Genomic DNA, 22,397 nt, shown 5'->3' on the forward strand with positions numbered 1-22,397 from the left:
AATAATACAGCTCATATACTCAATTGACATAATATATCCTTACGCTGTTTGGCCTTGTGCGGCTTTTAGCTTTTCTAGTTGCTTTGCTTCCTTCCGTTTAACCCAGAAAACACGAGCACTTTCACCCAATAGGGAACGCATAGGTTTAGATACCAAAAATCTAGTACCATACCACGCCAATACGGCAAGAATCATACGACCTTTGATATAACCACTGCCTTCAGCTACCCAGTTCACATAATCTATCTCAATAGACTCTGCTTGCTCAGGCCAAATGCTATACAACATAGATGCAATAAGCCCCATCCGATACGGATCGCCAATACCAAATCGGCCCTCTATAGCCATATCACGTGGTTTAGAGTGGTTATAGCATCGTTTCGACACAAGGAATATCTGACGCCACAGCTCTGTATTTCTCAAGTGTTTCATAAACCAGAATGTAGGAATTTCAGACTTGAATGATGCTACCGGATCATTAGGATCAGGCTTTCCAAAACGTTGTTTCACAGTCGTTTTAATATCATTTACCTTCGTAAATACCTTTTCCTTGATAGATCCGTCACTATTAAAAGTAACACGACTTACTACTTCATCATCATCTTGAATGTGAGCCGTTGGATCTTGTTGAATCGAGTCATACCGATCAGCACGAGCTTGTGCATCCATATCCTTAGATTCCGCATCAGGTCGTTCAATACGTTCCTTACGTTCCTCTTGATTAGGTGAGCTACCCGCTCCTGGTGATTCATCATCACCAAAGGTTGCACTAGAACCTTGAGAGCTCTTCAAGTCATCAAAGCTTGTGCCGCTGGAGCTTGTAGTTGGACCTTGTCCGCCTCCTTGCATAGCCTTTGTAAAGGCTTCTGCCATGTCGCCATCATCGTCCATTACCTTTTGATATTCTTCATCTACACGATTTTCAAGCCATTGTTCATAATCTTTCACAGGACCGATCTTAAGTACACCTAAAACGTATAATTCCTTAAAAAATGGTTTATTTTGAATGTACGCTAAGTGGAGTGAAAATACGCGCCACAGCCATTTGATGCGCAGCTCACCACGATATGGCGTCCGTCCATCAATTTCGATGCTATATGTGATTGGTGCCAGTAGGATAGTCAAGATGAGTGCTACAATAATGGCCACAATAACGAGGAGCACAATAGCCACTGTACTCAACCACATCACCTCCTTAGGTGTTCCTATGATTAGTTTTCAATACCTTTTCGAGCCATTACACCTTGTAGGTAGTAATGTTTAATCTCTTTCATCTCCGTTACGAGATCTGCCTCATCAATTAATTCTTGAGGGGCCCCACGGCCCGTAAATACGAGTTCCGTTTCTGGATGACGAGCATCGAGTAAAGCTTTAGTTTTATCCCATGTAATGAGTTCAAAGAAGAGAGCCATATTGTACTCATCAAGTACAACGAGATCGTACTCACCACTGCTAATCGCAGCGAGTGCACGTTCATAGCCTTTTTCAATGAGAGCTACATAATCCTTCGGAGGGTTACCAGACTCAAAGACAACGACTTCATCGCCCCATTTAGCAAGTTCATCCTTACTCTTCATCCCTTCTTTGATGATAAAGAATGGCTTGCCCACAGTTTCTAACGTTAAATTTGTTAAGGTAGGTAAAATAGTATGTTCACTATATACTTTAGATTTCATAAATTGTAAGAAGAGGACTTTCTTGCCAGCGCCGATGGCACGAATGGCTAGGCCAATTGCGGCAGTTGTTTTGCCCTTGCCTTCGCCGGTATAAACTTGTACATAGGCCTTCATAGATATACCTCCGTTCATATACTTTTATTTTACAATATATATATACAAAAGGAAAGAAAAAGAACTTGCTATAAGCGCATGTGCACGCATAACAAGTTCTTTTCATATGTATTGTATTTAATTTTGAGTATATAGTATTTGATTTACGTGTATCACAATTGATTTTGCGTATCTAATTGCTAATTGGTAAGAAAATCATAGGATCTACAGGCGTATTGTTGAGGCGTACCTCGTAGTGAACGTGGGCACCCGTACTTTTACCAGTACTACCCATCAAAGCTATGGTTTGACCTTGTTTCACGCTCATCCCTACTGTTACCAATACGGCACTATTATGGCCATAACGGGTAACAAATCCATTGCCATGATCGATTTCAACGAGGTTACCATAACCGCCACTTGTATACCCTGCAAAGGTTACCACCCCTGCCGCAGTAGCTACGATTTGGGAACCATAGTCATCGGCAATATCGATACCTTCATGGAATGCACCAATAGCACCCGTAACAGGATCAACACGGCTACCAAATGGAGATGTAATAACACCCTTACTCGGCCAAATACTAGGTGTCGTACTATTCACAGCACCACCAGAACCAGCGGAGAAGTTGATGGATTGTAATGCCATCAAATCTTGTGCACCACCATCGCGAAGGATATTGCGCATCGTATAGAAACTAACAAGCAACTTTTGTGCTTCCTTATCCATTTTGGATAGTCGAGCCGATAATTGTGCCGCTGTTAACGTCTGTACTTCGCTATTATCAGCGGCTTCCTGCTTTGGGTCGCTACCATCCCCGCCACCTTGAGCTGGTGTACCAGATTCAGCACCCTTTAACATTTGCTTATTCTCTTCACTAATTTGATTTAAGTTTTGAATTTTCTTATCCAGAACCTCTGTTTTTTGTTGTAACAATTTCAACTGTTCCGATTGCAATTGCGTTTGTTGTCGTAATTGCACAACCTCAGCCTGACGCACGATGCCCCAAATACCGAGTACCAATGCCAAGACCAATACTACAGAACCAATAATAGCAACGAGTTTCACTTGTTTGGTAGTTAATGTCAATATGCAGTTGTCACCATTTCTTTCAACTTTGTTTGAAATGAATGCCGGTAATTTCAACATAAAACTTCCTTATTTCGAGACGATAGCGCTCGTCAACGCTTCCTCATTGGTACGCTCACCCAACGCTTCGTTCAAACTTTCTAATTCCTCTTGTGAAAGACTTACTAAACTTTTACCTTTCACAATAGGTTTACTAAAAATACGAGATTCATTACGACCGTAAATACTGGAGATACAGATGCCATTATTGTTGCCATCTAGCAAGGTAAGAGCAAAGGACAAATCATTCCCGATATTTTCAAAGGCATTATACTTAATAAAGCCAATTTTTTGTATCGTATTGCTCTGAATATTGCGGATTGCCACTTGCTCGGATAACAAGGACTCAAGGCCCTTTGCAGCATCGCGAATTTCACTAACCTCTACAGATAATTTACGTTCTAGGCTCGCACCATGCTCCCCTTGCATAAAGAAATCGTATTTCTTTTTCAAGCTACCTAAACGGATGTGTAAGATTACACAATATACGAATGACACTATAACAAGAACGATGGTAACCATGCCTATCCACGGTTGAATCGATTCGAACATGTATTTTCCTTCCTATACAATCATCAAAACTCCAACAGTTAATTATACCATTCCTATTGTGAAAGTTAAATGACTGCATGCAATTTAATTTAATATATTTAATATATCTAATATAGATAAACGATAGCTATATAACAATATATATAACAATATATATAACAAGTATGTAATGTATATCTAAATGTATGTGTTACATACATATTACAATCCTATTTATTAGCCCTCTAGTTCGTCAACAAATGGGCTTATTGCTCGTTCTAGTATACCATGTAGAGCTGCTATGAGTACACCGTAATTTACAATAGGCGTACCTTGTACAACAGCGCATTCTATACGACGTAACACCTCACGGCGTGTTAACATACAAGCACCACAGTGGATGATCAAATCATACTGTGATACATCCTTAGGGAATGCTCCCCCACTAGTGAATTCTAACTGTAAATCTGTATAGCCTTGCTTTTTTAAAAGATTAGGTATTTTTACAGTCCCAATATCATCGCATTGACGACGATGTGTACAACCTTCACTGATAAGTACCTTGGAACCAGCTTTCAAATTCTTAATAGCCTTAACACCAGTTACTAAATCCTGTAATTTTCCCTTGAACCGCGCCATCAAAATAGAAAAGGATGTCAATGGAATCGAATCGGGTGTCAACTCATCAACCCGATCAAATGCTTGGGAATCACAGATTACCATTTTAGGGGGATTCTTAAGCGAGTGAATCATAGCCGGTAATTCTTCTGTTTGGCAGACTAAAGCTAAGCCTTTATGATCGAGAATTTCTCGGATAGTCTGTACCTGTGGCAAGATGAGTCGCCCCTTTGGTGCGGCACTGTCGATAGGACATACAAGAATGATTGTATCCCCCTCTTCAACTAAACCTTGTAAAAGAGTTTGCTCCCCTTCTACATCAAGTGGTGTTAGCCCACCGAGTAGATCAAGCAACTCTAATCGTTTCGCATCAGATGTGAAGTCAGCAGAGCCAATGACAGTAACCAATTCAGATAAACCCGTATGATCTGCTATATAACGCTCTCCCAGTATATCTCTGCCTATACTAGCTTTAGACTCCGTTAAATTGTTTGGCACCGCATTAATCTCATTAATGAAAAGTGCAACAGGTACATTATTTTGTTTCAAAAGACCTAACCAGTGCATATCGTCGGAGGTTGGCTCTTCATCGGTGCGAAGCACATAAACAGCCAAGTTAATCTTTTTCACGACCTCTTCGGTTTTCTCCATGCGCAATGCACCTAATTCAGTTGTATCATCTATACCAGCAGTATCAGTAATCACCACAGGGCCAAGTGGTAAGATTTCCATAGCTTTGCTTACAGGATCTGTTGTAGTCCCTGCCACATCGGATACTAACGATACAGGCTGATCAGTTAACATATTGATCAATGTAGACTTACCAGCATTACAACGGCCAAAAAAGGCAATATGTATGCGGTTTGCCTTAGGTGTTTGTTCCATAACCTATCCTTGTTACTTAACCTTCACATATATTACAAAATATATTATAAAGCTTCTGATAAATTATCTAATAACTTATCATATTATTTATTATAATCTCTTTAGAATACAGTAAAAGCGCAGCCCGTAGACTACACTTTTACTGCAGATTGTTATTATTACTATTACGACTATTGCAATTGCTATAGCTGTTATTATTGTTATTGTTGTTACTATTATCGTTACTATTATTGTTGGTGTTACGGCTATTGCTATTGCTTTTGCTTTTGCTTTTGCTTTTGCTTTTGCTTTTGCTTTTGCTTTTGCTTTTGCTTTTGCTTTTGCTTTTGCTAGCCAATTATACTCTAAACTCTATTGTTTCCGCATCTTCTGTTTGATCTTGCCCATCCATATATGCAATAAGTCTTTCTAATTCAGCTTCAGAGGAGAAAGCAATTTCAATTTTTCCTTGTACTTTTTTGCCTGCACGGAATTTAATATTCACAGGGGACCCTAAGCTTAGTTTTAAACGGTCCATTAGGGCACGAACCTCTGCCGTATTTTGAGGTTTACCAGTCTTTGCTTTAGACGATTTATTTTGCATAGACTTAACAAGGGCCTCTGCTTGTCTAGCACTTAGCTCACCCTCTTTAATACGTTCAGCTACTTCTATTTGTTGAGCTGCACTTCTTAACGCTAATAATGGACGAGCTTGACCAACCGTTAAATCACCTTCGATAAGATCCTTTTGTACAGAATCACATAATTTTAAAAGACGAACCATATTAGCAATATATGAACGGCTACGGCCAAGACGAGCAGAAATCATTTCTTGCGTTTGCTTATAAGTATCCATCAATCCTTGATAAGCCAATGCTTCTTCAATGGGATCTAATCCTTCACGTTGTAGGTTCTCTACAAGAGCAACCTCTGTCATTTCTTCGGTATTATATTTTTTAACAATAACTGGTACTGTTTTCAATCCAGCAATCATAGCAGCACGATAACGGCGCTCACCAGCTACAATTTGATATTTATTCTTTTGTTTACGAACTACAATCGGTTGGAAAATACCAAGATTCTTGATTGATTCAGCCAATGTAGCTAGACTATCTTCATCAAAACTTTTACGCGGTTGATCTACATTTGGAACTAACTCAGAAATTGGCAGTTCATGTATCTCCTTTTCAGGCAATACAGACTCTACAGAGTCAACCTTCATTAAATTCTCAAGGCCCTTCCCCAATCCAGACGCTTTGCTTTTTTTGCTTTTAATTTCTCTTGGCATACAACTAACCTCTCTCGGCCTTACAAATATTTACAAATTTAAAATATGTAAATCACGCAAACCACCAAAAACTAATATTCTTAGCATTAGATACATACATATAACAGATACTTATTACCTTTAGGTACTTACTTCGCTTTTGTGTTTATTGAGCTTTAATACTTATTTATCTCTAGTGCTTATTTAGTTTTAGATGCTTTAATTACCTCTTTAGCTAATTTCGTATATACATCAGCACCTTTGGATTTTGGATCATATACAATGATTGGCTCCCCATAACTAGGTGCCTCACTTAAACGTACATTACGAGGAATAATTGTTTTATATACTTTATTGCCAAAGAATTTTTTTACTTCATCGGCTACTTGAATCGATAAATTTGTGCGGCCATCAAACATAGTCAATAGCACGCCTTCAATTTCAAGATCCTTATTTGATGTTTGTTGTACAATTGTTATCGTTTTAACTAATTGACTAACCCCTTCCAATGCGTAAAATTCACTTTGAATCGGAATCAATACACTATCAGCAGCAGTGAAGGCATTTAATGTTAATAACCCGAGAGATGGTGGACAGTCAATAACGATAAAATCATATGTATCTCTTACTGACGCTAATGCTTTTTTCAACATTGTTTCACGTGAAACAACGGAAACTAGTTCTACTTCAGCACCAGCTAGTTGAATTGTTGCAGGCGCCACAAATAGGTTTTCAAGCATTGTAGGTTGTACAATATCAGCAATTGGTTCTCCATCAATTAGAACATCATGCACACAGAGCTCTAAATCATCCTTTTCAATACCTAACCCAGAACTAGCATTACCTTGTGGATCCAAATCAACCAGTAATACTTTTTTACCTGCATCAGCTAAACAAGCACTCAAATTTACTGATGTTGTAGTTTTACCAACACCGCCTTTTTGATTAGTAATAGCTATAACTTTGCCCACTTAATTCACCTCACATCTTCGTTCAAAATATTTCTTTTCCATTATAACATAAAACAATGCTAATTACGGTATTTATAAATCAAATTCTCATTAATTTTTTATCTACTATATTATTTTATTTATCTACTACATTTTTCCCACTTACATTTATATTACGCACATAAACTTATAGGTAAATAACTTCATTAATATAATTACAACACTTATTTTTTATTGTTTCACGTGAAACATAGCAATTTATTCCTTTACTATATAGTACAACACAAAATAAGAAAAATTACATCAAATGTTTTATAAGTTTTACGATTAAATGTTTCACGTGAAACATTTAAGGATTTAAATCTAACGCAAAAATTAAGTTGTAAAATTAATAAAAAATTTTACAGTAAAAAATTATCATATTAATATAAATCTATACCTATAGACAAATATACACAAAATTATTTTATATCATCTTTTTTATTTATAGAACAACACCATTAGCAAAAGGTATAAAGTAATCAACTTTTGATCGGTAACATTATATATAACAATAATATACGAAATGTAATGAACTAATATTAATATACTTATATACTCATAACAAATTATTAGATTATATTTAATAAATTGTTTCACGTGAAACATTATGGTTAACATTAAACATATAAAACCTTCATCACCAATAACTTTTATGAACAAAAATCATTTTGATATAACTTTAAACTATATCTATATACTACTAAATTATATGAGAATACAGGCCCTATATACTTTGACAGGTATTATTCATATCTATATACTATTAGTTAGATAGTAATTAGATTGATAATCTTAAGAGTCTAGAAAAATCACTTTATAAGATTTATTATACAATTAATAACAGTAAGCACACGCTCTACGGACACGCAGAGCTTTTTATTTTGAAGAGGAGGCGTTTCTATGCCCATCTATAACGGAATGCTTCCTGCCATCGACAAAGCAGAAGTAAAACGATACGCAGGACTTCGTCATGCTGAGGATTTCCCACAAAACTATGTTGACGAAGCATGTAAGGAAATCCAATTATTGGCTACACCTAGGGGTGTATATCAAGAATATGATTACGATGCAGAAACAAAAACAATTTTAAGCAATCCACCGCTTAAAATTGAAGGGTCTATCATTGAAAAACATCTAGAAAAATCTACTAAAGTATACGTATTAGGTGTAACAGTTGGAGAAGATGTAGAAATTCGTAGTGAGCAGTTATTTAAACAAGGTAACTATACGGTAGGCTTATTACTTGATGCAGCAGCCACAACTGCTGTAGAACAGGTAGCTGATCAGGTAAACGAAGTAATCAATACAATTGCTAAAAAACAAGGCTATAAGCCAACTTGGCGTTTTAGCCCTGGTTATGGCAACTGGCCACTAGAAATTCAACCACAATTAGCTAAAATCATCAAAACAGAGATGATTGGCTTACAAGTAACAGAGAACTATTTATTATTCCCACGTAAGTCTGTAACGGCTATCATCGGTTTAATGCCAGCAAACGAAGATATTAAAACTAAACGAGGCTGTACATCTTGTCCACAACAAAATTGTGCATCTCGAAAATTACCAGAGAAGGCAACAGTCACCACCCAAGATGGGGGAGAAGAGGAAGGTAGTAAAACTACTGCCGACATTTCTGGTATTGCCATGAAGGGGCAACCAATACAATAGTGTTTCACGTGAAACATTGTAATTTAGGATGTTAAAGGAAGATGTTTATGTATATATTTGACGGTGCTATGGGCACAATGCTTCAAGCGGCAGGCTTAGAAGAAGGCTATTGTCCAGAGCTATTTAATATTGAAAGACCAGAAGTAGTAAAGGATATTCATGCTCAATACTTACAACATGGCAGTGATGTAATCACTACCAATACATTCGGTGCTTGTGGTCTTAAATTAGAAGATTATGACTTGCAGGATCGCGTAAGAGAAATCAATATTGCAGCTGTGAAGGTAGCAAAAGAAGCCATTGCAGAGAATAAACCAACTGCTCGTGTAGCAGGTTCTATGGGTCCTACAGGCCGTTTTTTGCAACCATTAGGCAATATGAGCTTTGACTCTATCTATGATACATATCGTGAACAAGCCGAAGCATTAATCGAAGGTGGCGTTGATTTTATTATCATTGAAACTATCATCGACGTACAAGAAATGCGTGCCGCTTTATTAGCCTCTTTAGATGCTCGTGAAGCAGCAGGGAAGACAAAAGATGATGTACAAATCATCTGTCAATTTTCTTTTAGTGAAGACGGTCGTACTATTACAGGTACACCACCAGCAGTAGCAACTACTATCGTAGAAGCTATGGGTGCAGATATCATTGGTATCAACTGTTCCCTTGGACCTGAGCAAATCACACCACTTATCGAAGAAATTGCAAGCGTTACAAATTTACCAATAAGCTGTCAGCCAAATGCTGGTATGCCTCAACTGATTAATAAACAAACTGTATTCCCACTCACAGCAGAAGAAATGGGTCCATTAATGCTTGCTATCGTTGATGCAGGGGCTAGTTATGTTGGTGGCTGCTGTGGTACAACACCAGCTCATATTCAATCTATTTCTGATGCTGTGAAAGCTCATACGCCAAAAGAACGCGCCCACATTGCACCTAAAACAATTATTACAAGCCGTACTAAACTTTTAGAATTAGGCCATCATACAAAACCACTTATCATTGGCGAACGTATTAACCCAACTGGTCGTAAAGTCCTTGCTCAAGAATTGCGCGATGGCTCTTTCATCCGTGTTAAACGTGATGCGTTGGATCAAGTAGAAGCTGGCGCAGATATCCTCGATGTAAACATGGGCGTAGCTGGCATGGATCAATCACCCTTAATGGAACGTGCCATTTTCGAGTTATCCATGCTCGTAGAAACACCATTATCCATTGACACATTAGACCCAGTAGCTATGGAAATAGCTCTTAAAAACTATCCAGGTCGTGCCCTCATCAACTCTGTAAATGGGGAGGAGGAGTCTATTACGCACGTAATGCCTTTGGCTAAACGGTATGGTGCAGCATTGCTTTGCTTGCCAATCTGTAGTGGTGACTTACCTGAAAAAGCAGAAGATCGCGTTGCTTTAGCTGAAAGCATCGTAAATCGCGCTTATGGTTATGGTCTTCAACCACATGACTTATTACTCGATCCATTGGTATTAACACTTGCTAGTGGGGAAGATAGTGCACGCCAAACATTGCGTACGTTACAATTATATAAAGAAAAATTTGGCTTCCCAACAGTAATGGGCTTGTCCAATATTTCCTTCGGTATGCCTCAGCGTCCCTATTTGAACGGCCAATTTCTAACAATGGCCCTTGCATGTGGCTTAACAACACCAATTATGAATCCACTCAATTATCCAGCAAAAAAAGCATTTGTATCCAGTACTACCTTACTAGGCTGGGATCCAGGCTCTGCTGAATTTATTAAAGAATACGGCTATGAAGACGAAACTACCGCTCCTGGTAACTCTGCTCCTAAAGGGCCAGATAAAAAGTCCTTCGATAGTAATGATCCTTTAGCCAATATTCGCGCATGTGTAGAACAAGGCGAAAAAGAAGCTATCATTGAGCTTGTAAAAAAAGCCTTAGCAGATGGTATCGATCCATTAGATCTTACGAAGAAAGGCTTATCTGAAGCGATGAACGTAGTGGGGGATAAGTTTGGTTCTGGTAAGTTATTCTTACCACAAGTAATGCTTGCTGCTGAAACAATGCAGGCTGCTTTCAACACCATTAAAGAAATTATTCCTGCTAGTGAAAGCTTAGATAAAGGTACCGTTGTCGTAGCTACAGTTAAAGGCGACATTCACGATTTAGGTAAAAACATCGTAGCAGCATTGCTCGAAAACAATGGTTACAAAATCGTCGACCTTGGTAAGGACGTTGACCCAGAAGTTATCGTACAAGCCATTAAAGATAACAAAGCTGCCCTCGTTGGCATCTGTTCCTTGATGACGACAACCATGCCACAAATCGACAATACTATCGCTGCTATCCGTGCAGCAGGCCTTAAAACTAAGGTCATGGTTGGTGGCGCCGTAGTATCTCAAGACTACGCAGACCAAGCAGGCGCAGATATCTACGCTAAGGACGGCATCGCTGCTGTTAACCATGCTAACGATTTCTTTGAAACACTAGAAAAATAATGTATAGTAACGAGGTACATGATGACATTAAGAGAAAAACATCAACAAGGGCAGTTCACCATTACTGTTGAATTGGATCCTCCTAAAAGCAGTTCTGCAGAAAAGACCTTCGAACAAGCAGCCCGTTTGAAAGGGAAGGTGGATGCTATCAACATCGCTGATAGCCCTATGTCCAAAATGCGCATGAGCCCAATTTCTCTTTCTTATTTATTACAACATAACAAAGAAATTGAAACTATTTTCCACCTTACATGCCGCGACCGTAATATTATCGGATTGCAATCTGAATTACTCGGTGCAGCAGCTTTGGGCGTGCATAATATTTTAACACTCACTGGTGATAAACCAGATAATGGGGACCATCCATTTGCACAATCCGTATTTGAAGTCGACTGTATGGGACTACTCAACATCGCTAAGACATTAAATGCAGGCAAAGACCTTGCAGGTAATGACCTAGACGCACCTACAAACTTCTACATCGGTGCCACTGGTAATCCTGGTGCTCCAGATTTAGAGATTGAACGCCAAAAATTAGCTGCTAAAATTCAAAATGGCGCTCACTTTGTACAAACACAACCAATTTACGATTTAGAACAGGCAAAACGCTACATTGATAAGATGTCTGAATTCGATGTACCTATCATGCTAGGTTTGATTCCACTTAAAAGCTTTAAAATGGCTACATACCTCCATGAAAAAGTGCCTGGAATCAATCTTACTCAAGAAATCTTGGACCGCATGGAAAAAGGTGGTAAAGAAGCGGGTACAGAAATCGCAATCGAAACACTTGAACAAATCAAGAAAATAGCAGCAGGCGTACATATTATGCCTTTAAATGATATCGATACAACATTATATATTATTGACCACGTATAAAGTCATTCTAAGATTAACATATAACACCTTTCCCACGACCTCCATAGTGAACTAAGTCGTTCTTAGGGAAAGGTGTTATATGTATCTTTATCTCCGCCTCATATAGTGAACAAAATATATAATTTTGTTGTAAACGATATCATTTAATAGATATAGGGTAGGGGAGGGAATCCAAACTAATTCGTTACTAAGAAAAAAAAGAGGATGCTGATCTAAGATTTGCATCCTCTTTTTCTTTATGTAGCAATATAGCATAGAGTTTATTTATATTAGTTTCTACGCCTAAATCATTAGCTGCTATACTAACGGTTTGTCTTTGATTTCTTTTGGTTTTCGTGGATATTGTTTCGGTGTTTTACCTGTTTTCTTGATGTACAGAATGGCACGTTTATCGTCTAAGGTTGGCAAAGTAACGGTTCTTACTTCTTCGATAGTAGCTTTTAGTGTGCTAAGGGCTTTATTAGATTCTTTCACTTCTTCTTCGTAGATAGCGCCTTTTAAAGCAACGACGTAGCCACCTTCTTTTACATATGGCACAGTCCATTCTAAAAGAATCGGCAAGCGTGCCACGGCACGGCTCGTAGCAATATCGAAGCTTTCACGGTAATCTTGGTGACTCAAATCCTCCGCACGTCCATGTAAGATAGTACAGTTCGTCAGTTTTAGTTCATCTATAACCGATTCCAAAAAGGTAAGCCGCTTTTTCAAAGAATCAAACAGGGTAACCTTGAGGCTATGGTCATAGATAGCCAATGGAATACCCGGAAAGCCTGCACCGGTACCAACATCGATAATCGTCATGCCAGATTTGATAATTTCAGAATCATAACAGGAGAGGGAGTCAATCATGTGCTTAACCACGACTTCTTTCATATCCGTAATACCCGTTAAATTGAGATATTTATTTGTTTCAATCATATGCGCATAATACATGTAAAAGTCTTTGGCTTGCTCTTCCGTACAAGGCAAGCCAAAATGGCTCATTTGCTCCATCATGTACGAAACAAATTCAGACTGAGGTGCTATAGGCACATCGTATTTTTCTTTCATAAGTACTCCTAATGAATTGTCTAATATGTATAGGACAATAAAATCTGTAGGAAATATCTTTTAAAATCTGTAAGAAATATCTTCTAAAAAGTTCATATAAAATGCATGTTATTACATGCTATTTTATTTACTTCTGTTGTATTGTTCGAGTTGGATTAACAGAACAGATACGTCCGCAGGTGATACGCCAGAGATACGGCTTGCTTGGCCGATGGAGTGAGGGCGAATTTTGTTGAGCTTTTGTTGAGCTTCAAGGGAAATACCCTTGATTTGTGTATAGTCCCATTCTTTTGGAAGAATTTTTTCTTCTAGTTTACGAACCTTATCGACTTGCTCCATTTGCTTTTTGATGTAACCTTCGTAGGTAATGGAAATATCGACAGCTTCCTCTACATCAGGTGTATAGCGTTTCAAACCAAATACATCGGCTACGACGGCATAAGAGAGTTCGTTACGTTTTACTAAATCATAAGCGTGAATACCTGTTCTAATAGGTGCTGTACCTAGACTTTCAAGCAAAGCTTGTGTTTCCTTGGATGGATTGACAGGTGTATTTCGTAACATGTCCATTGCTTCTTCGATAGCAGCTTTTTTAGCTGTAAATTTAGCCCAACGATCATCTTTTACAAGACCGATTTCACGGCCTTTTTCCGTAAGACGCATGTCTGCATTATCTTGACGAAGCAATAATCGGTATTCACTGCGGCTTGTCATCATACGGTACGGTTCATTTGTACCTTTTGTTACAAGATCATCGATGAGAACACCGATGTACGCTTCAGAGCGAGCAAGGATGAACGGTTCTTTACCTTCAAGCCACAATGCTGCGTTGATACCAGCCATGAGGCCTTGAGCAGCCGCTTCTTCATAGCCAGATGTACCATTGGCTTGACCTGCAGAGTAGAGGCCTTCAATATGTTTCACTTGAAGGGCTGGTGTTAATTGCGTTGGATTCAAGCAATCGTATTCGATAGCATAGGCAGGGCGCATAATTTCAACATTCTCAAGTCCTGGGATGGTACGCAAGAACGCATATTGTACATCCATTGGAAGGGATGTACTCATGCCTTGAACGTACATTTCATTTGTGCCTGTACCTTCTGGCTCTACGAATAATTGATGGCGTTCTTTATCGGCAAAGCGCACTACTTTATCTTCGATGGAAGGGCAGTAACGAGGGCCTACGCCTTCGATTTTGCCACTATACATAGGAGCGCGGTGAATATTGCTATGAATGATTTCGTGCGTTTCTTTGTTAGTATAGGTCAACCAACATACATCTTCATTACGGTTAATCCATTCATCCATGAAGGAAAATGCGTGATGATGTGCATCGCCTTCTTGTACTACCATATTTTCGAGGTTTAAAGTACGTTTATCTACACGTGCTGGTGTACCCGTCTTAAAGCGCATCAATTCAATACCATTATCAAGTAAGGATCGAGAGAAATGTTCCGCTACGCGTTGACCATTTGGACCGCCCACATAATCGATATCGCCGATGAGGATTTTACCTTTCAAATAGGTACCTGTACAAAGAATAACAGCTTTAGCACCATAAAATTCACCAAGCTCTGTAACGATACCTGTTACCTTACCATCCTCAACCTTAAGCTCAGTCACCATGATTTGCTTAACATTGAGATTATCTGTATTCTCCAATGTTTGTTTCATCAAATGTTGATATTTAATCTTGTCGGATTGACAGCGCAAAGAATGAACGGCAGGTCCTTTGCCCATATTGAGCATACGCATTTGGATAGCCGTAGCATCCGCATTGATACCCATTTGACCGCCTAATGCGTCAACTTCGTAAACAAGATGGCTTTTACCAGGACCACCCACGGCAGGGTTGCACGGCATAAGCGCAATATTATCTAGACTGATGGTCGCCATCAACGTGCGATGACCCATGCGGGCAGTAGCGAGAGCCGCCTCACAACCAGCATGACCACCACCGATGACGATGACATCATAATTATCTACTGTGTACATATCAATTAAATTCCTTATATTTGTTACTTATCTTATTGTGAAAGTTTAAATCATTTACCAAGGCAAAAACGACTAAACAATTCATCTATCATGGATTCTCGGATGGTATCACCTGTGATGTCGCCTAGTAGTTCCCAAGCGCTACGCAGGTCGGTAGCTACAAAGTCTACAGGCATGCCCATGTCGATGGAGGAGAGGGCTTGTTCGACTTGTGCCTTTGCTTGTTCCATAAGGCTAATGTGGCGCACGTTACTAATCATGGCGCTGTTGTCTTGTTTTACGCGACCGCCATAGACGAGTTCTTGTACCCATTTAGAGAGAACTGCAGAGCCTTCCCCTTCTTTAGCACTAATGCGTTCAATAGCTGTAAAATTCCCATGTTCTTTAATATTTTCATCTGTAACGACTTGTGCCACGTCGGACTTATTGAGGAGTACTATGGTATTTAAACCGCTCACAGAGATCAAAATTTCGATTTCTTCAGAGTTTAACGGAGTAGATCCGTCAATAACGCAGAGCACGATGTCTGCTTTGTTGATATAATCGCGAGCACGCTCCACACCAAGAGCTTCTACCGTATCTTGTGTGTCCCGAATACCTGCCGTATCGATGAGGCGTAGAGAAATGCCTTCTACGGTCATATATTCTTCAATGCTGTCCCTCGTCGTACCAGGAATATCCGTTACGATAGCGCGGTTTTCGCGCAATAGAGCGTTCATAAGGCTCGATTTACCTGCATTGGGACGACCTACGATAACTGTCGTAATACCATCGCGAATGAGGCGGCCTGTATTCGCTGTGGACAAGAGATCATCCATAGCTTTCAAAATAGGCTGTAATTGATCACGAACCTCTTGGCTCGTTACGTCTTCGATATCCTCCTCAGGATAGTCGATGGTTACCTCTAAATGAGCAATCATGGCGATGAGCTGTTCTCGCACATCTTTCACAAAGGACGAAACAGTCCCATCTAGCTGAGATACAGCGAGGGAGAGGGAGTCCTCCGTTTTCGCTTCAATAATATCAATGATCGCCTCCGCTTGGGTGAGGTCGATACGTCCGTTCATAAAGGCGCGCTTCGTAAATTCGCCGGCCTCAGCCATGCGCACATCGTGATTGACGAGCAATTTCAGAATTTGTCGAACAGGCACAATACCGCCGTGACACTGAATTTCCACTACATCCTCTGCCGTGTAGGAATGAGGACCTTTCATCAATAACACAAGAACCTCGTCGATGGTCTTGTTAGTTGCAGGGTCCACAATGGTCCCATATTGTATCGTTCTATTTTGGCGGTCCATCAAAGGAACGGTGCCAGTGCTCTTGAACAGGCTATTTACAATAGGAAAACTATCCTTGCCGCTGACCCGAATAATACCAACCCCACCGATGCCGGGCGGTGTCGCAATGGCCGCTATTGTATCATCTATATACATACATATCTCCGTATTTCGATTATCTAGTATTTGTTTTTGTATATGTTCTTCGCCTGTGAAAGTTAAACTAAACTAATCTTTGCATGCGAAGATTAACTTAGGTTAGCTTTCACCATAACCTAAAGAATAAAGGGAACAGCCCTCAAGTAACGGAAAATCCTAGCTACTTGAAAGCTGCACTACTATATTTTATTTTTTGTACGAAATCACAACGTGACGGAATGGTTCATCCCCTTCACTGTTGGTAACAACGTTTTTATCCCCTTGAAGGGCAGTATGAATGATTTTACGTTCAAAAGCATTCATCGGTTCTAAGGAAACCTTTTGACGGTTGCGTTTCACCTTAGAAGCCAAGCGTTTCGCGAGATTTACCAATGTTTCTTCTCGGCGAGAACGATAGTTTTCCACATCTACAACGATATGGCAGTGGCCAGATACATCCTTGTGAGCCACGAGATTTGTTAAGTATTGAATAGCATCCAATGTTTGACCATGTTTGCCGATCAAAATACCTAAATCTTCGCCGTGTACTTGGAATGTAATCTTGTCTTTGGTCATCATCTTTTCGATAACCACAGTGAGGCCCATTTGTGTAAACATATCATCAAGGAATTGTTTACCTTTTTCAGCAATTTCTTGTTGATCTTCTTTTGAAAGTTCTTTTTTAGAAGGTTTTTCCGTTACAGTACTTTCAGAAGTTTCAACTGCTGTATCTTGTACTTCTGTTTCGCTTGTTGCCACTGGTTCGGAAGCAATAGCTACAGATTGTTCTTCTGCGTTAGCTACTTCTTTTGCAGTAGCAGATTGAGCCAAAGCGGTGAAGAATAAGCGAACAACTGCTGGTTTACGACCAATACCTAAAAATCCACTAGAAGGTTGTTCTAAGACTTTAGTTTCTACCAATTCTTGACCTTCAGCGGCTAATTGAGCTACACCTTTAGCAATGGCATCTTCAATGGTTTTAGCAGATACATCGATAAATTCCATAATTGCCTCCTACTTAGCGTTCAAATTTTTGTAAATGAAATGCTGTTGAATCAATTGGAATACGTTAGAAACTACCCAGTAGATAACGAGACCAGATGGGAAGCTCAAAGAAATGTAACCAATGAATAAAGGCATAAAGATTGTCATAATCTTTTGTTGTTGCGCAGCTGCACCAGTCGCACCATTACTAGTTTGACGAGACATAACCCATGTGGATAATGCACTCAAAATAGGTAAGATATACATTGGATCTGGATCGCCAAGGCTAGGCAACCACAAGAATTGTACAAAGTTTGGATCGTATGGGTAATCTTTCAAAGCCCAATAAATTGCGATCAAGAAGGGCATTTGTACCAACAATGGCAAGCAACCAGCCAATGGGTTAACGCCCATTTCTTTGTACAATGCACCCATTTCCGCTTGCAGTTTTGCAGGATCGTTTTTGTATTTATCTTGCAATTGTTTCATGCGAGGCTGCAATTCTTGCATAGCCTTCATGGATTTGATTTGCTTAACAGTAAGTGGTGCCAAAATCGCTTTAATAACGATTGTTAAAAGGATAATAGCCACACCGTAGCTTGGATAACCTATCATTTGAGTCAATTGGAACGCATAAGTTACCAATGTGCTCATTAAATCAACGATAGGTTGGAAAATACCACTTAAAAAGTCCATTGTTTCTCCTTTTTCATACAGTCCGAAATCGTCCTTTGCGCATCTATATATCGTTATGGTATGGTCTAAATTTCATCCATACAGATGCTCAGGTATTTCCAAAACTGTGCTCGATGGTTTTTATGAAAGTAACTTTCACAGAACGCATCCAGCCTAATCCCACGTGGATTAGGGAACTGGATCGTAGCCACCCTTATGGAAAGGATGACAGCGAAGAATGCGTTTTAAACCCATCCAGCTACCTTTCAAAGGACCATATTTTTCGATGGCCTGCAGAGTATATGTGGAACATGTCGGATAATAACGGCAACATCCAGGTTTTAAGGGAGATATGGCGAGCTGATAAAACCTAATTAAAAGTCGTAAAAGCATGGTTATACAGCGTTTCATGGAAACCTCCATATACACAAAAAGGACCAAAGCCTCTAACTTGTGGTCCTATTTATCATTTTGTATCAATAATTTGCTTTTTCGCAAGAGATACAAAATCTCCTTTTCCGCTTTTTCATAGGTAGCGTTTTTCAGAGGGCCACGTCCAACAATTACGATATGATACCCTTCGCGAATGACGTGCTGATTGAGGCGATATACCTCTTTCATCAGGCGTCTAGCTCGGTTGCGCTCCACTGCACAACCAACCTTTTTGCCTGTTACAAAACCAATGCGCGTAGGTTGCTTTGCCACGGGCATACGATACAGTACACACATACGGCCTACTTCGTATTTTCCGTGCTTATACACAAGGCGATATTCATTATTGTGCGTCAGTCGTCTTGCTTTATCAAGGCAATAATCCATATGCATTGTCCTTAAGTCCTAAGAATAGAAAAACTTGGCAGCAGCGCCAAGTTTTTTCTCCTGCCTAACAGCTATTATATTATGCAGATAAGCGTTTTCTGCCTTTTGCACGTCTTCTTTTCAAAACGAGACGGCCACCAATAGTTTTCATGCGTTCACGGAAACCATGGGTACGTTTTCTCCAAAGAGTATTTGGTTGGTAAGTACGTTTCATTAGTAAAACACCTCCTCGTCATTCTGTATTGTTTTACTTATACCATAACAGGGTAATTATAGAGGTAAAACGTAAATTTGTCAATATAATAAAGGGGTTCTGCTGTGAGTTCTTGTATTTCTGAAAATAATTCTACTACACATTTTATCCTGTAATTGATGTTACGTTTCCAGGGGGAGGAATATAGGGCTCCTTCATCGCTCCATACTCATCGTAAAGTCGCTCAAAAGGACCCTATATTCCCTCCTAAGGCAACCCTAATTTCACCTTCAACACCACTGCACGATGTAAACGTAACATCAATATCAGCATACAAGAACTCACAACCTTAATTTTTTTATATTAGACAAATTTACATTTTAATCTCTAGTTGAAGAGAGGGGAGGAATAGATGTGGTTTTCTCCCTCCATACTCATCGTAAGTCGGTCAAAAATCCATATCTATTCCTGCTCCTAACACACTCTAATGACTACTCATACACCTACCACCAGTATAAAAAGTAGTATCAGTTTTTATAGGAAATCTAAAAGTCTTTCAGAATACGGATCTAAGATTTAACAAATCTTACCTTTTAACCTCTTGATAAGAAAGGGGGGACAATTGATACTATTAATTTCCTCTGACTTCTCTCCCCGATTTTCATTTAAGTTGTGTTGATAACGTTTTATAAACAGATCTAATGTAGATTGATAGAAGGTATATCTATTACTTTTTTGGTTATATGTATAAAAATCATAAAATTATATGGTTGGAGGAGGGGAAGTGAAACTACTTTTTGAGCGACTTGCGTCAGGATGGAGCGATAAAAGTAGTTTCACTTCCTATCCCAAAAGTAATAGATATACCAAGAGAAAATTAAAATATACATTATAAACAGTTTATAAAAGTTATCCACAGATTGAATGACAAATTACTTATTTTTTGGTACAATCATACTTGAAATTAGGAAAAATTATATATTTTTATAGGTTTTTGATGGATAACTTTCGAGGTTATCCACATTTTTTCTCTTTTAGTTTATAAAAACTAAAAAGTCAGTAATTATCTATATAAAATAGACTTTTATTTTTACTTATTCACAGGTTATACACAAGTTATTCACAGGAGTAATAGTTTTTTCCACAGCTTTTACAATAGTTATGCACATTATTCCTAAAGTTATACACATTTATTGCAATAGTTATTCACAAGAGGCACGTCATGCAATCATTTGATTTAAATAATATATGGGAGCATATATTGCAAGAGGCGAAAAAGAATATGCAACATTTACCTGACGCATTGTATTTGCGCGTCACGTCATCGTTGATTCCCATGTCTCTCGAAAGTCATTCGATCCATATTGGGGTCATGCAAACATTTGTAAAAAACTTAATCGACCAGCAGCCACAGATTAGCAAGGCTTTGCAGGATGCTATTACTACGGTCATCGGTTCCCATCGAGATATGGTGTTATTCGATTTCAATCAAGAGAGTGTAGATACTACCTTTGTTGATGAAAGTCTCATCGATACGCCAGTTGTGGCACCGCCATTGCCTTTACCACCTATAGTAGAGGAAAAGACTCATCAAGAGGAGTTTTACACTCCAGTCTATCAAGATCCTGTCTATATCGACCGCGCGCCAGCGCCTGTGGAGATTCCAGACGAACCAATGGTAGCGATACCAAAGAAATCTACAGAAACAATGCCAACATTGCAGTCTGATAATGTACCTGTAGATTTATCACTATCTAATCTCAATCCGGCGTACCGTTTTGATAATTATGTAACGGGCAATGCCAATCGCATTCCTTTTGGAGCCGCTCAAAATGTAGCTGAATTTCCTGGTGGAGACTATAATCCGCTCTTTATATACGGTCCATCTGGCCTCGGCAAAACACACTTGATGCACGCCATCGGCAATGCTATCAAAGAAAATCATCCACATATGAAGGTCATGTCTATTACAAGCGAAAATTTTATGAATATTTTCGTTGAAACATTACAGCGCAATCAAGGTAAATTATTCCGCAACACATTCCGCAATATAGACGTGCTCATGATTGACGATATTCAGTTCCTTGAAAGCCGTGAAAGTACGAAAACTGAGCTGTTTAATACGTTCAATGAATTATTAAATAACAACAAGCAAATCGTACTTACCTCTGATACGATGCCAAACGATATGGAGCAATTCGAAGATCGTCTTCGCTCTCGTTTCCAAGCTGGCTACATTGCCACAATGGAAAATCCAGATTTAGAAACGCGCATTGCCATCTTCAGGTCACTGCTCGAACGAGAATATAAAAAGAATCGCATTATTCGCATCGATAATGATTCAATTAACTACGTAGCATTGCAATTTAGCGAAAACGTCCGCGTATTACAAGGTGCTTTCACCAAACTCATCGGTACAGCATCCATCGATCAACGTCTCGAATCTATCGACCTAGAATACACAAAACACGCCTTGGCGGGCCTCGTTCATACCGAAGAGGTGAATATGGTTAATATTGAAAGCATCCAGAATTTTGTAAGTTCTTATTTCAATATTAAAAAGCAAGACCTACTCGGCAAGAAACGAAAAGCCCAATTCGCATTTCCACGGCAAATCGCCATGTATCTATGCCGCGATATGATCAATGAAAGCTATCCTCAAATCGCAGCAGCTTTTTCTCGTGATCATACGACAATTCTCCATGCGTACGATAAAATAACGAAGGAAATTGAAAAAAACGAAGAAACTAAACGAATGGTTGCAGAAATTAAACAGAAATTAACAACCTGTGGATAACTCTGTGGATATACGGTGAATAACTTTGTGGATATCCTAAAACTCATACTTTGATGTTAATATGTGGATAAGTAAGTACAAACTATCAACATAGTTATACACAACCCATAATTCACACAGTTAGTGGCGCCAAATCACTTTTACACATATAAACAGACCCCTACTATTACTACTACTAAAACTAACAAACAATCAAAAAACCAGTAGAAATAGATCTACCGTAGAATATCTATAGAGCATCTACGATAGTAAACATTGAATATTAC

General features: G+C 39.0%; 19 protein-coding genes. 4 read left to right on the forward strand and 15 right to left on the reverse strand.

What is annotated here, in order from left to right:
- Positions 1-39 precede the first annotated feature (39 nt).
- The 7 genes from AAA071_RS07920 to AAA071_RS07950 form a co-directional block, all read right to left on the reverse strand.
- The gene (locus AAA071_RS07920) at positions 40-1,182 is read right to left on the reverse strand and encodes a hypothetical protein (RefSeq protein WP_278618412.1); all 1,143 of its coding nucleotides are present in this window, start codon (positions 1,180-1,182) and stop codon (positions 40-42) included.
- A gap of 29 nt (positions 1,183-1,211) precedes the next feature.
- A complete protein-coding gene (locus tag AAA071_RS07925; RefSeq protein WP_004694402.1) occupies positions 1,212-1,790 on the reverse strand; it encodes a cob(I)yrinic acid a,c-diamide adenosyltransferase in 579 nt (192 codons plus the stop codon).
- 172 nt (positions 1,791-1,962) lie between these two features.
- Positions 1,963-2,919, reverse strand: a complete 957-nt coding sequence (locus tag AAA071_RS07930; protein WP_278618363.1) for a M23 family metallopeptidase — start codon at positions 2,917-2,919, stop codon at positions 1,963-1,965.
- Between the two features lie 9 nt (positions 2,920-2,928).
- Positions 2,929-3,450: a DUF4446 family protein gene (locus tag AAA071_RS07935; RefSeq protein WP_278606764.1), complete on the reverse strand. Its 522-nt coding sequence runs from the start codon at positions 3,448-3,450 to the stop codon at positions 2,929-2,931.
- A 216-nt stretch (positions 3,451-3,666) separates the two neighbouring features.
- A complete protein-coding gene (hydF, locus tag AAA071_RS07940; RefSeq protein WP_195213403.1) occupies positions 3,667-4,932 on the reverse strand; it encodes a [FeFe] hydrogenase H-cluster maturation GTPase HydF in 1,266 nt (421 codons plus the stop codon).
- 337 nt (positions 4,933-5,269) lie between these two features.
- A complete protein-coding gene (locus AAA071_RS07945; protein WP_278618364.1) occupies positions 5,270-6,199 on the reverse strand; it encodes a ParB/RepB/Spo0J family partition protein in 930 nt (309 codons plus the stop codon).
- A 179-nt stretch (positions 6,200-6,378) separates the two neighbouring features.
- Positions 6,379-7,149, reverse strand: a complete 771-nt coding sequence (locus AAA071_RS07950; RefSeq protein ID WP_004698040.1) for a ParA family protein — start codon at positions 7,147-7,149, stop codon at positions 6,379-6,381.
- A 921-nt stretch (positions 7,150-8,070) separates the two neighbouring features.
- On the opposite strand from AAA071_RS07950, the gene AAA071_RS07955 reads away from it, so the two are divergent.
- The 3 genes from AAA071_RS07955 to AAA071_RS07965 are packed head-to-tail and all read left to right on the forward strand — an operon-like array spanning position 8,071 to position 12,200.
- Positions 8,071-8,838, forward strand: a complete 768-nt coding sequence (locus AAA071_RS07955; protein WP_349234120.1) for a methionine synthase — start codon at positions 8,071-8,073, stop codon at positions 8,836-8,838.
- A gap of 47 nt (positions 8,839-8,885) precedes the next feature.
- On the forward strand, positions 8,886-11,321 hold the full coding sequence (locus AAA071_RS07960) for a homocysteine S-methyltransferase family protein (RefSeq protein ID WP_278473099.1): 2,436 nt from the start codon (positions 8,886-8,888) through the stop codon (positions 11,319-11,321).
- Between the two features lie 21 nt (positions 11,322-11,342).
- Positions 11,343-12,200, forward strand: a complete 858-nt coding sequence (locus AAA071_RS07965; protein WP_105087301.1) for a methylenetetrahydrofolate reductase — start codon at positions 11,343-11,345, stop codon at positions 12,198-12,200.
- Between the two features lie 297 nt (positions 12,201-12,497).
- Here AAA071_RS07965 and rsmG read toward each other — a convergent pair whose 3' ends face one another.
- The 8 genes from rsmG to rpmH form a co-directional block, all read right to left on the reverse strand.
- A complete protein-coding gene (gene rsmG / locus AAA071_RS07970; protein ID WP_349234121.1) occupies positions 12,498-13,250 on the reverse strand; it encodes a 16S rRNA (guanine(527)-N(7))-methyltransferase RsmG in 753 nt (250 codons plus the stop codon).
- A 123-nt stretch (positions 13,251-13,373) separates the two neighbouring features.
- Positions 13,374-15,245 carry a tRNA uridine-5-carboxymethylaminomethyl(34) synthesis enzyme MnmG gene (mnmG, locus tag AAA071_RS07975; RefSeq protein ID WP_349234122.1) on the reverse strand — a complete coding sequence of 624 codons (1,872 nt, stop codon included), beginning with the start codon at positions 15,243-15,245 and terminating at the stop codon, positions 13,374-13,376.
- 50 nt (positions 15,246-15,295) lie between these two features.
- On the reverse strand, positions 15,296-16,681 hold the full coding sequence (gene mnmE / locus AAA071_RS07980; protein WP_316581371.1) for a tRNA uridine-5-carboxymethylaminomethyl(34) synthesis GTPase MnmE: 1,386 nt from the start codon (positions 16,679-16,681) through the stop codon (positions 15,296-15,298).
- 189 nt (positions 16,682-16,870) lie between these two features.
- Entirely contained in the window at positions 16,871-17,668 is a 798-nt protein-coding gene (jag, locus tag AAA071_RS07985) for an RNA-binding cell elongation regulator Jag/EloR (RefSeq protein WP_155085729.1), read from the reverse strand.
- A gap of 9 nt (positions 17,669-17,677) precedes the next feature.
- A complete protein-coding gene (locus AAA071_RS07990; protein ID WP_004692948.1) occupies positions 17,678-18,343 on the reverse strand; it encodes a YidC/Oxa1 family membrane protein insertase in 666 nt (221 codons plus the stop codon).
- A gap of 168 nt (positions 18,344-18,511) precedes the next feature.
- Positions 18,512-18,733 (reverse strand): membrane protein insertion efficiency factor YidD, encoded by a 222-nt coding sequence (gene yidD, locus AAA071_RS07995; protein ID WP_012865047.1) that lies wholly within the window; start codon positions 18,731-18,733, stop codon positions 18,512-18,514.
- Positions 18,734-18,781: 48 nt separating this feature from the next.
- Positions 18,782-19,141 carry a ribonuclease P protein component gene (gene rnpA, locus AAA071_RS08000; protein ID WP_316581405.1) on the reverse strand — a complete coding sequence of 120 codons (360 nt, stop codon included), beginning with the start codon at positions 19,139-19,141 and terminating at the stop codon, positions 18,782-18,784.
- 79 nt (positions 19,142-19,220) lie between these two features.
- Positions 19,221-19,355 carry a 50S ribosomal protein L34 gene (gene rpmH / locus AAA071_RS08005; protein WP_004692946.1) on the reverse strand — a complete coding sequence of 45 codons (135 nt, stop codon included), beginning with the start codon at positions 19,353-19,355 and terminating at the stop codon, positions 19,221-19,223.
- A 1,201-nt stretch (positions 19,356-20,556) separates the two neighbouring features.
- Here rpmH and dnaA point away from each other — a divergent pair.
- Complete coding sequence (gene dnaA, locus AAA071_RS08010) at positions 20,557-22,131, forward strand: chromosomal replication initiator protein DnaA (RefSeq protein WP_120055215.1); 1,575 nt, start codon at positions 20,557-20,559, stop codon at positions 22,129-22,131.
- The last annotated feature ends 266 nt before the right edge of the window (positions 22,132-22,397 follow it).

The sequence above is a fragment of the Veillonella parvula genome (assembly GCF_040097785.1).
Taxonomy (GTDB): Bacteria; Bacillota; Negativicutes; order Veillonellales; family Veillonellaceae; genus Veillonella; species Veillonella parvula_D.

Bases quoted from the DNA above. Each gene is read 5' to 3' on its own strand.
- AAA071_RS07925 (WP_004694402.1), bottom strand. From the start codon at position 1,790: ATGAAGGCCTATGTACAAGTTTATACCGGCGAAGGCAAGGGCAAAACA.
- AAA071_RS07930 (WP_278618363.1), bottom strand. From the start codon at position 2,919: ATGTTGAAATTACCGGCATTCATTTCAAACAAAGTTGAAAGAAATGGT.
- AAA071_RS07935 (WP_278606764.1), bottom strand. From the start codon at position 3,450: ATGTTCGAATCGATTCAACCGTGGATAGGCATGGTTACCATCGTTCTT.
- hydF (WP_195213403.1), bottom strand. From the start codon at position 4,932: ATGGAACAAACACCTAAGGCAAACCGCATACATATTGCCTTTTTTGGC.
- AAA071_RS07945 (WP_278618364.1), bottom strand. From the start codon at position 6,199: ATGCCAAGAGAAATTAAAAGCAAAAAAAGCAAAGCGTCTGGATTGGGG.
- AAA071_RS07955 (WP_349234120.1), top strand. From the start codon at position 8,071: ATGCCCATCTATAACGGAATGCTTCCTGCCATCGACAAAGCAGAAGTA.
- AAA071_RS07960 (WP_278473099.1), top strand. From the start codon at position 8,886: ATGTATATATTTGACGGTGCTATGGGCACAATGCTTCAAGCGGCAGGC.
- AAA071_RS07965 (WP_105087301.1), top strand. From the start codon at position 11,343: ATGACATTAAGAGAAAAACATCAACAAGGGCAGTTCACCATTACTGTT.
- rsmG (WP_349234121.1), bottom strand. From the start codon at position 13,250: ATGAAAGAAAAATACGATGTGCCTATAGCACCTCAGTCTGAATTTGTT.
- mnmG (WP_349234122.1), bottom strand. From the start codon at position 15,245: ATGTACACAGTAGATAATTATGATGTCATCGTCATCGGTGGTGGTCAT.
- mnmE (WP_316581371.1), bottom strand. From the start codon at position 16,681: ATGTATATAGATGATACAATAGCGGCCATTGCGACACCGCCCGGCATC.
- jag (WP_155085729.1), bottom strand. From the start codon at position 17,668: ATGGAATTTATCGATGTATCTGCTAAAACCATTGAAGATGCCATTGCT.
- AAA071_RS07990 (WP_004692948.1), bottom strand. From the start codon at position 18,343: ATGGACTTTTTAAGTGGTATTTTCCAACCTATCGTTGATTTAATGAGC.
- yidD (WP_012865047.1), bottom strand. From the start codon at position 18,733: ATGAAACGCTGTATAACCATGCTTTTACGACTTTTAATTAGGTTTTAT.
- rnpA (WP_316581405.1), bottom strand. From the start codon at position 19,141: ATGGATTATTGCCTTGATAAAGCAAGACGACTGACGCACAATAATGAA.
- rpmH (WP_004692946.1), bottom strand. From the start codon at position 19,355: ATGAAACGTACTTACCAACCAAATACTCTTTGGAGAAAACGTACCCAT.
- dnaA (WP_120055215.1), top strand. From the start codon at position 20,557: ATGCAATCATTTGATTTAAATAATATATGGGAGCATATATTGCAAGAG.